The organism is Aestuariivirga litoralis (assembly GCF_003234965.1).
Lineage (GTDB): Bacteria > Pseudomonadota > Alphaproteobacteria > Rhizobiales > Aestuariivirgaceae > Aestuariivirga > Aestuariivirga litoralis.
In genome coordinates, this window is record NZ_QKVK01000003.1 from 172,298 (window position 1) to 183,355 (window position 11,058).

Sequence of the window (11,058 nt, forward strand, 5' to 3'; positions counted from 1 at the left end):
CGACACGCGTTAGGCAGGCTCCATGGTCGTTCTCAATCGCATCTACACCCGCACCGGCGATGCCGGCGAAACCGCACTCGGCACCGGCGAGCGCGTGTCCAAGGCGCACTGGCGCATCCAGGCCTATGGCACGGTGGACGAAACCAACGCCACGCTCGGCGTGGTCAGGCTTCACACCAGTTCGGCCGAGATGCAGAAGCTCGACCAGATGCTGGCGCGCATCCAGAACGAACTCTTCGACTTGGGCGCCGATCTCTGCGTGCCCGACACGGGCAAGGACCTCGGCTACGAGCCGCTGCGCATCCTGCCGAAGCAGTATGAGCGCATCGAGAAGGAGATCGACGAGCTCAACGCCGAACTCTCGCCGCTGCGCTCCTTCGTGCTGCCGGGCGGCCACCCCGCTGCGGCCTATCTCCACATCTCGCGCACCATCTGCCGCCGCGCCGAGCGGCTCATCGTCGAGCTCGCCTCGCATGAGGGCGAGCATGTGAGCGAGGGGGCGGTCGCCTATGTGAACCGGCTTTCGGACTTCTTCTTCGTCGCCAGCCGCTGGGCCAATGCGAAGTCGGGTGCCGGTGACGTGCTGTGGGTGCCGGGAAAGACACGCTGAGGCGCGGCGGATGTTCGTTCCCCTTCACGATTCAACCCCGCTGAAGGTCATCCGCTTCCAGGCCGTCACCATCACCATCATCGCGCTCAACGTGGTGATGTATCTCACCACCGGCGCCTGCAATTCCGACGCCGTGCTGCAGACCATCGCCACCGGCTGGGGCGTGGTGCCGGGCGAACTCACCCACAGCAGCTCAATTGCCGTGCCCTACCACCCGGTGCCGGAGCCCTTCACCCTCATCAGCTACATGTTCCTCCATGCCGGGTGGTGGCACCTGATCTCCAACATGCTGTTCCTCTGGGTCTTCGCGGACAACATCGAGGATGCCTATGGCCACGCCGCCTTCGCCTTCCTCTATCTGATGTCCGGCGTGGTGGCCGCCCTGCTCTACGTGCTGCTGGCGCCCACCTCGGACATTCCGCTGGTGGGGGCCTCGGGAGCGGTGTCGGGCATCCTCGGCGCCTATGTGGTGCTGTTCCCCAGGGCCCGGGTGTGGATCCTGCTGTTCCTGCGCATTCCGCTGCGCATCGGTGCGTTCTGGGTGCTGGGGGGCTGGTTCCTGCTGCAGGTCTTCTCATGGTGGATGGACAGCGCCAACCCGGAGGCCGGCGTGGCCTGGGCGGCGCATGTCGGCGGCTTCATCGCCGGGGCCGGGCTCACCTTTGCCATCCGCCGCCGCCTCTGGCTGCGGCTGGAGCCGGAAAGCGCCACTTTACCCGAAAGATAGGTCGCATTCGGCAGCCAAGCGGCGTTGCTGGAATTGACTTGAGGGTTTCCCCTCACTAGGGTCCGGCCACTTTTTCAAAGACCGCCATATCGAGGAACAGAATGAAAGTCCTGGTCGCTGTGAAGCGGGTCGTTGACTACAACGTCAAGATCCGTGTGAAGGCCGACGGTTCGGGTGTCGAACTGGCCAACGTGAAGATGTCGATGAACCCCTTCGACGAAATCGGCGTCGAGGAGGCGGTCCGCCTCAAGGAATCCGGCAAGGCGACGGAAGTCGTGGCCGTCTCCATCGGACCCGCCCAGGCGCAGGAAACGCTGCGCACCGCGCTCGCCATGGGTGCTGACCGGGCGATCCTCGTCAAGACCGACGACCTGGTGGAGCCGCTGGCGGTTGCCAAGATCCTCAAGGGCATCGTCCAGGCCGAGGGCCCGGAGATCGTCATCCTCGGCAAGCAGGCGATCGACGACGACTGCAACCAGACGGGCCAGATGCTCGCCGCCCTGCTGGGCTGGCCGCAGGCCACCTTCACCTCGAAGCTCGAGCCTGGTGCGGGCGAGGCGCAGATCACGCGTGAGATCGACGGCGGGTTGCAGATGCTGAAGGTGAAGCTGCCGGCGGTGGTCACCACCGACCTCCGCCTCAACCAGCCGCGCTATGCCTCGCTCCCCAACATCATGAAAGCCAAGAAGAAGCCGCTCGACGAGAAGACGCCCGCCGATTACGGCGTCGACACCGCGGCGCGCCTCAAGGTCGTGAAGACCGAGGAGCCGCCGAAGCGCCAGGCCGGCATCAAGGTGGGCTCGCCCGCCGAACTCGTCGCCAAACTCAAGGAAGCGGGAGCAATCTGATGGCTGTCCTCCTCATCGCCGAACACGACAACAACGGCCTCAAGGACGCGACCCACAAGGCGCTGACGGCCGCTGCCCAGATGGGCGGCGACGTCCACGTGCTGGTCGCCGGCAACAATGCGGGCGGCGCTGCGGCGCAGGCCGCGAAGCTCGATGGCGTGAAGAAGGTCCTTCACGTCGACTCGGGCACGCTCGAGCGTCCCCTGGCCGAGCCGATGGCCGCGCTGATCGTCTCGCTCGCACCGGCCTATGACCACATCGTCTCGCCCGCCACCGGCAACGGCAAGAACTTCATGCCGCGCGTCGCAGCGCTCCTCGACGTGATGCAGGTCTCCGACATCTCGGAAGTGAAGTCGGCCGACACCTTCGTGCGCCTGATCTATGCCGGCAACGCGGTGCAGACCGTGCAGTCGACCGATGGCAAGAAGGTCATCACCGTGCGCACCGCCTCCTTCCCGGCAGCGGGCGAGGGCGGTTCGGCCGAAGTCGTCAAGATGGACGCCGCCACCGATCCGGGCCTCTCCTCCTACCAGGGCGAGAACCTGTCGAAGTCGGACCGTCCCGAACTCACCTCGGCCAAGATCGTCGTCTCCGGCGGCCGCGGCATGCAGAACGGCGACAACTTCAAGCTGCTCGACTCGGTGGCCTCCAAGCTCAACGCCGCCGTCGGCGCCTCGCGCGCCGCGGTCGACGCGGGCTATGTGCCGAACGACTACCAGGTCGGCCAGACCGGCAAGGTGGTCGCCCCCGACCTCTACATCGCGGTCGGCATCTCCGGCGCCATCCAGCATCTCGCCGGCATGAAGGACTCGAAGATCATCGTCGCCATCAACAAGGATGAAGAGGCGCCGATCTTCCAGGTGGCGGATTACGGCCTCGTCGCCGATCTCTTCACCGCCGTGCCGGAACTCGATGCGGAACTCGCCAAGTTCGGCAAGTGATCGGTTCACATCAAGCGTGTTGAGGGGCGGCTCCGGCCGCCCTTTTTCGTTGCACCGCGGGCAGGCCATCACTCAGGCGCTGATGCGAAGCCATCAATGGGGCGATCATTCATGCAAACGTCGCAAATCCCCAATCTAAAGTGCTATTGCTGCGACTGCGAAACGCTCTTGCCCTGCAAATAGGCGCGATATAGGCTCCGGCAGCATTCGAATTCAGGCACATTGTTATCATGCAGATCAAGAAAGTAGGCGTCATCGGCGCCGGTCAGATGGGCAATGGCATCGCGCATGTCTGCGCCCTCGCCGGTTATGACGTCGGCCTCTACGACGTGAGCAAGGAACGCATCGAGGCGGGCCTCGCCACCATCAACGGCAACCTTGCCCGCCGCGTGCGCTCCGGCAAGCTGTCGGAGGCCGAGCGCGACGCCACCCTGTCGCGCATCAAGGCGGTGCCCGCCTATGAAGGCTTCGGCGACTACGACCTCGTCATCGAGAGCGCGGTTGAGGACGAGCAGGTCAAGCGCAAGATCTACCAGGCGCTCTGCCCGCACCTGAAGCCCGAATGCCTGGTCGGCTCCAACACCTCCTCGATCTCGATCACCCGCCTCGCGGCGGCCACCGACCGGCCCGAGAAGTTCATGGGCATCCACTTCATGAACCCCGTGCCGGTGATGGAGCTCGTGGAATTGATCCGCGGCATCGCGACGGACGAGGCGACCTTCTCGGTCGCCAAGGAATTCGCCTCCTCGCTGAAGAAGACCATCGCCGTCTCGGAAGACTTCCCGGCCTTCATCGTCAACCGCATCCTGCTGCCGATGATCAACGAGGCGATCTACACGCTCTATGAAGGCGTGGGCGGCGTGGAAGCCATCGACACCGCCATGAAGCTCGGCGCGCGCCACCCCATGGGCCCGCTCGAACTCGCCGACTTCATCGGCCTCGACACCTGCCTCTCCGTGATGCAGGTGCTGCACGACGGCCTCGCCGACTCGAAGTACCGCCCCTGTCCGCTCCTCGTGAAATATGTCGAGGCCGGCTGGCTCGGCCGCAAGACCAACCGCGGCTTCTACGACTACCGTGGCGAGACCCCGATCCCGACGCGCTGAGCCACGGACCAGGACCCCTCCCATTGTTTCATCTCCCCCGGGCTTGACCCGGGGGTCCTTTTTTCGCCGTCCGAAAAGGATGCGCGGATCAAGTCCGCGCAAGATGAAGGATAGGGAGATCGCGTCCACGCTGGATCCTGCCCCTCGCCGGAAAGACGGCCCTCGGGTGGATAACGGCCTTTTGCTGCGCTTTGTAACGATTGCTTTTCGGCCAAACGGGCCGGGCCGCTAGCCCCCTACCTGTTACTTTGAAACGCCGTCCTGGGCCTCCCCAGCGGCCTGCCTATTTCTGCGCCAGTGCCGCCTTGATGAGCGCCTGCGCCTCCGGGCTCGCCCAGTCGGCGGGGCCAAGGATGCGGCCCAACTCGCGGCCCTCGCGGTCGATCAGCAGGGTGGCCGGAAGGCCAGCGGACTTGAGGTCGTTGACGATCTTCGTCGACGGTTCGATGTAGAGCTTGAGATTGTCGACGCCGGTTTCCTTGAGGAAGGCCGCCGAGGCCTCCGCCCCCTTGCGGTCGACGCTGATGGCCACGACCTCGAACTGGCCCGAGCCCAGTTCCTTTTCGAGCTTCGCGAGGTCGGGCATTTCCTTGCGGCACGGTGCGCACCAGGTCGCCCACAGGTTCAGCAGCACCACGCGGCCCTTCCAGTCGCCGAGCGTCAGCGGCTTGCCGGACCCGTCCTGGAATGCGAGGTCGGGCAGCGGCTTCGGCTCGGGGTGGATCAGGAAGGCCGCCAGCGTGCCCTGCGACAGGTCCTTCGCCAGACCGGCCGCCGGTGCGGCCGTTTCGGCGGCGGCGGGCGTTTCCGCAGGTCCGGCCTTGCGCCCTGTGGCCTCATACAGATAATAGCCCGTAATCGCTGCGAGAATGAGGACGCCGGCGGCAATCTGCGCCAGGGGGCTGGTTTTCTTCTTTTCGGTGCTCATGCGCAGGCTGTCTCGGACGGAATGAAGGATTTTCGATGACCAACAAGATGTGGGGCGGGCGTTTCCAGTCGGGGCCGGACGCGATCATGGAAGAGATCAACGCCTCGATCGGGTTCGACAAGCGCCTGTTCCGCCAGGACATCGCAGGCTCGAAGGCGCATGCCGCGATGCTGGCCAAGCAGGGAATCATCTCGAAAGCCGATGCCGCGGAAATTAGAAAGGGCCTCGATCAGGTGCAAGCCGAGATCGAGGCAGGGAAATTCACGTTTTCGCGGGCGCTGGAAGACATCCATCTCAACGTCGAATCCCGCCTGAAGGAGCTGATCGGCCCCGCCGCCGGCAGGCTGCACACGGCGCGGTCGCGCAATGACCAGGTGGCGCTCGATTTCCGCCTCTATGTCCGCGACACGGTCGACCACCTCGACCAGCAGCTGAAGGAGCTGCAGCTGGCCCTCGCGACCAGGGCGGAGCAGCACGCGGCGACCGTCATGCCGGGCTTCACCCATTTGCAGGTCGCCCAGCCCGTGACCTTCGGCCACCACATGCTGGCCTATGTCGAGATGCTGGCGCGCGACCGTTCGCGCCTCGCCGATGCGAGAAAGCGCATGAACGAGAATCCGCTGGGCGCGGCGGCCCTTGCCGGAACGAGCTTCCCCATCGACCGCCACATGACGGCGGCGGCGCTGGGCTTCGACCGCCCGACGCGCAACTCGCTCGACACCACGGCGGACCGCGACTTCGTGCTCGAGACGCTGTCGGCCTGCGCGATCTGCTCCATGCACCTCTCGCGGCTGGCGGAGGAGATCGTCATCTGGTCGACGAGCCAGTTCCGCTTCGTGAAGCTTTCCGACAAGTTCACCACCGGTTCCTCCATCATGCCGCAGAAGCGCAACCCGGATGCGGCCGAGCTGGTGCGGGCGAAGCCGGGCCGCATCATCGGTGCGCTCCTGTCGCTGCTGACCGTGATGAAGGGCCTGCCGCTCACCTATTCGAAGGACATGCAGGAGGACAAGGAGCCGGCCTTCGACGCCTTCGACAACATGTCGCTGGCGATTGCCGCCACCACCGGCATGGTGAAGGACATGGTGCCGAACAAGGACGAGATGCGCAGGGCCGCGGCCTCCGGCTTCTCGACTGCGACCGACCTCGCCGACTGGCTCGTCCGTACACTGAAGATGCCGTTCCGCGATGCGCACCACGTGACGGGAAGCCTCGTCGCGCTGGCCGAACAACACGGCTGCGACCTGCCCGAGCTGCCGCTTGCCGTGATGCAGTCGGTCGAGAAACGCATCACCAAGGATGTCTACAAGGTGCTGACCGTCGAGAACTCCGTCGCCTCCCGCACAAGCTTCGGCGGCACGTCGCCCAGGAACGTGGCGCGCGAGGCGAAGCGCTGGCTCAAGCTGCTGAAAGGATAGGCCCGAGATGAAAGCCATTCTCCTGATTGTCGCGGTGTCGCTCACCCTTGCCGCCTGCGGCATCAAGGGCGATCCGCTGCCGCCCAAGACCCCCGAGCCCCAGCAGGCCCAGTAAGATGCATCATTTCGCCTATCGCGACGGCGTGCTCCATGCCGAGGACGTGAGCCTCAAGGCGCTGGCCGAGGAAATCGGCACGCCCTTCTACTGCTATTCCAGCGCCACGCTGGAGCGCCACTACAAGGTCATGCACGAGGCCTTCGCCGGCACCGACCACATGATCTGCTATGCGATGAAGGCGAATTCCAACCAGGCGGTGATCCGCACCATGGCAGAGCTGGGTGCGGGCATGGACGTCGTCTCGGAAGGCGAACTGCGCCGGGCGCTGGCCGCTGGCGTGCCGGCCCGCAAGATCGTGTTTTCCGGCGTGGGCAAGACGGCGCGGGAGATGGCATTCGCGCTGCGCGAGGGCATCGCCTGCTTCAATGTCGAGTCGGAGCCCGAGCTCGAGCTGCTCTCCGAAGTCGCCAAGCGCGTCGCCCAGCGCGCCGCCGTCTCGATCCGCGTCAACCCGGACGTCGATGCGAGGACGCACCACAAGATTTCCACCGGCAAGGCCGAGGACAAGTTCGGAATTTCCTACAAGCGCGCGCGCGAGGTCTATGCCCGCGCCGCGGCCTTGCCGGCGATCGACGTTGCGGGCATCGACATGCATATCGGCAGCCAGATCACCGAGCTCGAGCCCTTCGCCAAGGCCTTCAGGCTGATGGGAGAGCTCACCGAGGAGCTGCGTGCCGACGGCCACAACATCCGCCACCTCGATCTGGGCGGCGGCTTGGGCGTGCCCTATCGCGGCGATAACGACATTCCTCCGCATCCGGACGAATATGCCGCGATGGTGAAGAAGGTGCTGGGCCACCTGAACCTCAAGTTCGTGCTGGAGCCCGGGCGCATGATCGTCGGCAATGCCGGTGTCCTCGTCTCCCGCGTCATCTATGTGAAGGACGGCACGAGCAAGCACTTCGTCATCCAGGATGCGGCGATGAACGACCTGATCCGCCCCACCCTTTATGACGCCTATCACGAGATCATCCCGGTGGCCGAGCCCGCCACGACCGAGACCATGATGACCGACGTCGTCGGCCCCGTCTGCGAGTCGGGCGACTACCTCGCCAAGGGCCGCAGGCTGCCGAAGGTTGAGCCAGGCGACCTTCTTGCCACCCTGACCGCCGGGGCCTATGGCGCGGTGCAGGCCGGCACCTACAACACCAGGCCACTGGTGCCGGAAGTGCTGGTCAAGGACGGCAAATGGGCCCTGGTCCGGCCCCGCCAGAGCTACGAGGACCTGATCGGCCTCGACCGGCTGGCCTCCTGGCAGGACCGGAAGTGACAGGCACCCGGCGCCTGTCACGATTGTGATCGGGTGACGGGCGCATTTTGGCCCCCATCTGTGGTATAGCTTGGCCGCATCATGGCCAATGAAACCGACACCGGCTCCCGTCTCCGCCGCAAGATCTCGCAGGCCCGCCTCGCGCTCGGCGTCGAGCGGCTGTGGTCGGTGCTGCTCTGGCCGGCGCTGATCCTCGGCACTGCCGCTGTGGCGGTGCTGAGCGGCGCCTTGCCCTTTCTGCCCCCCTGGCTGCGCGCCCTGCTGCTGGCGGCGGGTGCCGCGGCCCTGCTCTGGTCGCTCGTGCCACTGGGCCGCCAGCTCCGTGCCGGCTGGGCCAGCCGGCAGGAAGCCATGCGCCGGGTGGAGGAGCGGTCGGGCCTCGCCCACCGCCCGGTCTCGGCGCAGGACGACAAGCTGCCGGACGGCGTGAACGACAGCACCCAGAAGCTGCTGTGGGAGGAACACCGCCTGCGGCAGCTGCGCCGCCTCGACAACCTGAAGGCGGGACTTCCCGTGTCCACCTGGCGCGACAGCGACCCCCATGCCCTGCGCCTGCTGGTCATATTGGGCCTTGCCGTGGCGCTGCTGCTGGGGCCCGGCAGCATCCGCGAGCGTCTGGCGGCCAGCCTTGCCACGGGCACCGCAGCCGCATCCCCCCAGCTGGCCCTGGATGCCTGGCTGAAGCCCCCCGCCTATACCGGCAAGACGCCCCTGCTGCTGACCAGCCCCGCCATTGCCGAGCGGCTGAAGCAGGAGCCCGAGATCCACGTGCCGGAGAATTCCGTGCTGTCGCTGCGCATCAGCGGGGCCGAGGCACCGAAGCTGACCTTCCGCGCGCCCGTGGAGGGCACGGCCACGGCCCCCGAGGTCGAGGGCTTCAAGCCGCAGGTCAAGACGGAGAATGGCCTGTTCCAGGCCGATGTGAAGCTTACCCGGCCGGCGGTGGTCGAGGTCACGGACGGCACCCGCCTGCTGGGCAGCTGGCGGCTGTCGCTCATCCCCGATGCAGCCCCCGGGGTCGAGATCATCGACACGCCGAAGGGCGATTCCTCCGGCCGGCTGATCGCCAAGTGGAAGGTGACGGACGACTATGGCGTGACCGGCGTGACATCCGACATCTATCTGGCGGATGAGCAGGACGACGGCGTCGGCTTCACCGATACCGGGATCTTCGAGTTCGACCCGCCCAAGCTGGCGATCCAGCTGCGCCGCGCTGCGCCGCAGGACGAGACGGGCGAGTCCCGAGCCGACGTGGCCCAGCACCCCTGGGCCGGCTTCATGGTCGAGATGACCCTGACCGCGCGCGATGCCGCGGGCAACACCACCGAGAGTGCCAAGCGCACCTTCCGCCTGCCCGAGCGCGCCTTCACCAGGCCGCTGGCCCGCGCCCTCATCGAGCAGCGCCGCCGCCTGATCCTCAATCCCGAGGAAGCGGGCGGCGTGGCCGAAATGCTGGATGCGATCGTCACCTATCCGAAGGGCCTGATCGAGCGCTCCGGCACGCAGATCGCCATCGCCGCGGCGCTGTCGCGCCTGCGCTCCGCCGGCTCGCAGGCCGATGTCGACACGGTGATCAGCGAGCTCTGGCAGATCGCCGTCAACATCGAGGACGGGGTTTCGGCCGATGCCAAGGCTGACCTCGAGGCCGCGCGCAAGGCGCTGGAGAAGGCGCTGCGCGAGGGCGCCCCGCCGGAGCGCATTGCCGAACTCACCAAGAAGTTGCGGCAGGCCCTCGACCGCTACATGGAATCGATGATGAAGGAGGCGCAGAAGCGCCTCGCCGAAGGCAACCAGAAGCAGGATGGCCAGCAGCAGCCAGGCAAGGTGGTGACGCCGCAGGACCTGCAGAAGATGCTGGACATGATCGACAAGCTGTCGAAGAGCGGCAACAACGAGGCGGCCGAGAAACTGCTTTCGCAGCTCGAGGACATTCTCCGCAACCTGAAGCCCGGCATGCCGCAGCAGGGCCAGGGCCAGGGCCAGGACAGCCCGCTCGGGCAGATGCTCGACAAGCTCTCCGACCTGATGCGCAAGCAGCAGAAGCTGATGGATGAGACCCAGCGCATGCCGCAGCCGGGCATGGGCGAGGAAGGCCAGCAGGACGGACAGCAGCCCGGCAGCGATGGCCAGCAGGGCATGGGCAGCCTGGGCGACCGCCAGCAGGGCTTGGGCCAGATGCTGGACGAGCTGATGAAGCAGTTCGGCCAGAATGGCATGCAGGCGCCGCAGCCCTTCGGCCAGGCGGGCAAGAACATGGATCGCGCTGAAGGCTCGCTGCGCGATGGCGACCGCGAGGAGGCGCTGCGCGAGCAGGGCGAGGCCATGTCGCGCCTGCGCGAAGGCGCCCGCGGCATGGCGGAGCAGCTGATGCAGCAGTCCCGCGGCCAGCAGGATTCGCAGGGGCGTGACGGCCAGGCGCGCGGTGACGACCGTGACCCGCTGGGCCGGCCGCTGCCCAGCCGCGGCGAGGAATACGGCCCCGAAAAGGGCATGCTGCCCTCCGAGCAGGCCATGGAGCGGGCCCGCCAGATCCTCGACATGCTGAGGGCGCGGGCCGGTGACCTGGGGCTTCCCAAATACGAGCGCGATTACATCGACCGCCTGCTGCGGGGCCTCTACTGACCCGGCGGCTGCGCCTGGCGCAGCCTGAGCTTGCCGGCCGCCAGCCACCAGCGCCCGTTCTGCCGGCGAAGAGACGTCACGACATAGCCTCCCGGCAACGTGCTGCCGGTGGTGACCGGCAGCAGCGTCCGGCCGCTGTCGCTGCTGACCGCCACGAAGGCGACGCCGTCGATGACGGTCAGCAACTCGTAATGCCGCAGCCCTGCCGCGCGCTCCTCGGGCGTTCCGCCGCGGGTGACACCGGGAAGCGATTGCGTCGTCAGCGGATCAACCGGCGGCGGCGCGTCGGTGATCACCTTGCGCCGCGGTGCTGGAAAGTTGAGGCCGAGGTTGGCAGGCGGATTTTCCATGCCGTCGAGCACCGTCACCTTGTAGGCAGCGAAGGCGATCACGCCTGCCGCGAGCGCGAGTGACAGCACATAGGTGATGATGTCGGTGAACTTGTCGGCCATGCGCGGCGGGGCTCCTGC

11 protein-coding genes are annotated in these 11,058 nt (G+C 66.5%); 9 read left to right on the forward strand and 2 right to left on the reverse strand.

Annotation, left to right across the window (positions count from 1 at the left end; all coding sequences use genetic code 11):
- Positions 1 to 22: 22 nt before the first annotated feature.
- The 5 genes from DK847_RS08085 to DK847_RS08105 all read left to right on the forward strand — a co-directional run bounded on the left by DK847_RS08085 (position 23) and on the right by DK847_RS08105 (position 4,232).
- The gene (locus DK847_RS08085) at positions 23 to 610 is read left to right on the forward strand and encodes a cob(I)yrinic acid a,c-diamide adenosyltransferase (protein ID WP_111197602.1); all 588 of its coding nucleotides are present in this window, start codon (positions 23 to 25) and stop codon (positions 608 to 610) included.
- Positions 611 to 620: 10 nt separating this feature from the next.
- Positions 621 to 1,337, forward strand: coding sequence for a rhomboid family intramembrane serine protease (locus DK847_RS08090; protein ID WP_111197604.1), 717 nt, complete (start codon positions 621 to 623; stop codon positions 1,335 to 1,337).
- 101 nt (positions 1,338 to 1,438) lie between these two features.
- Positions 1,439 to 2,185, forward strand: coding sequence for an electron transfer flavoprotein subunit beta/FixA family protein (locus DK847_RS08095; RefSeq protein ID WP_111197606.1), 747 nt, complete (start codon positions 1,439 to 1,441; stop codon positions 2,183 to 2,185).
- A complete protein-coding gene (locus tag DK847_RS08100) occupies positions 2,185 to 3,126 on the forward strand; it encodes an electron transfer flavoprotein subunit alpha/FixB family protein (RefSeq protein ID WP_111197608.1) in 942 nt (313 codons plus the stop codon). The genes DK847_RS08095 and DK847_RS08100 overlap by 1 nt, the downstream gene beginning before the upstream one ends.
- 230 nt (positions 3,127 to 3,356) lie before the next feature.
- Positions 3,357 to 4,232 (forward strand): 3-hydroxybutyryl-CoA dehydrogenase, encoded by an 876-nt coding sequence (locus DK847_RS08105; RefSeq protein ID WP_111197610.1) that lies wholly within the window; start codon positions 3,357 to 3,359, stop codon positions 4,230 to 4,232.
- Between the two features lie 283 nt (positions 4,233 to 4,515).
- Here the strand turns inward: DK847_RS08105 and DK847_RS08110 are convergent, their stop codons facing one another.
- The gene (locus tag DK847_RS08110; RefSeq protein WP_111197612.1) at positions 4,516 to 5,160 is read right to left on the reverse strand and encodes a TlpA family protein disulfide reductase; all 645 of its coding nucleotides are present in this window, start codon (positions 5,158 to 5,160) and stop codon (positions 4,516 to 4,518) included.
- Between the two features lie 35 nt (positions 5,161 to 5,195).
- Between DK847_RS08110 and argH the strand changes: the two genes are divergently transcribed.
- From argH to DK847_RS08125, 4 genes are all read left to right on the forward strand, one after another.
- The gene (gene argH, locus DK847_RS08115) at positions 5,196 to 6,578 is read left to right on the forward strand and encodes an argininosuccinate lyase (RefSeq protein ID WP_111197613.1); all 1,383 of its coding nucleotides are present in this window, start codon (positions 5,196 to 5,198) and stop codon (positions 6,576 to 6,578) included.
- A gap of 7 nt (positions 6,579 to 6,585) precedes the next feature.
- Positions 6,586 to 6,693 carry an LPS translocon maturation chaperone LptM gene (gene lptM / locus DK847_RS20915; protein ID WP_245414556.1) on the forward strand — a complete coding sequence of 36 codons (108 nt, stop codon included), beginning with the start codon at positions 6,586 to 6,588 and terminating at the stop codon, positions 6,691 to 6,693.
- Position 6,694: 1 nt separating this feature from the next.
- Positions 6,695 to 7,966 carry a diaminopimelate decarboxylase gene (gene lysA, locus DK847_RS08120; protein ID WP_111197615.1) on the forward strand — a complete coding sequence of 424 codons (1,272 nt, stop codon included), beginning with the start codon at positions 6,695 to 6,697 and terminating at the stop codon, positions 7,964 to 7,966.
- Positions 7,967 to 8,047: 81 nt separating this feature from the next.
- The gene (locus DK847_RS08125) at positions 8,048 to 10,588 is read left to right on the forward strand and encodes a TIGR02302 family protein (protein ID WP_111197616.1); all 2,541 of its coding nucleotides are present in this window, start codon (positions 8,048 to 8,050) and stop codon (positions 10,586 to 10,588) included.
- On the opposite strand, the gene DK847_RS08130 is transcribed toward DK847_RS08125, so the two are convergent.
- The gene (locus tag DK847_RS08130) at positions 10,582 to 11,040 is read right to left on the reverse strand and encodes a hypothetical protein (RefSeq protein WP_111197618.1); all 459 of its coding nucleotides are present in this window, start codon (positions 11,038 to 11,040) and stop codon (positions 10,582 to 10,584) included. The genes DK847_RS08125 and DK847_RS08130 overlap by 7 nt on opposite strands.
- Between the last annotated feature and the right edge of the window lie 18 nt (positions 11,041 to 11,058).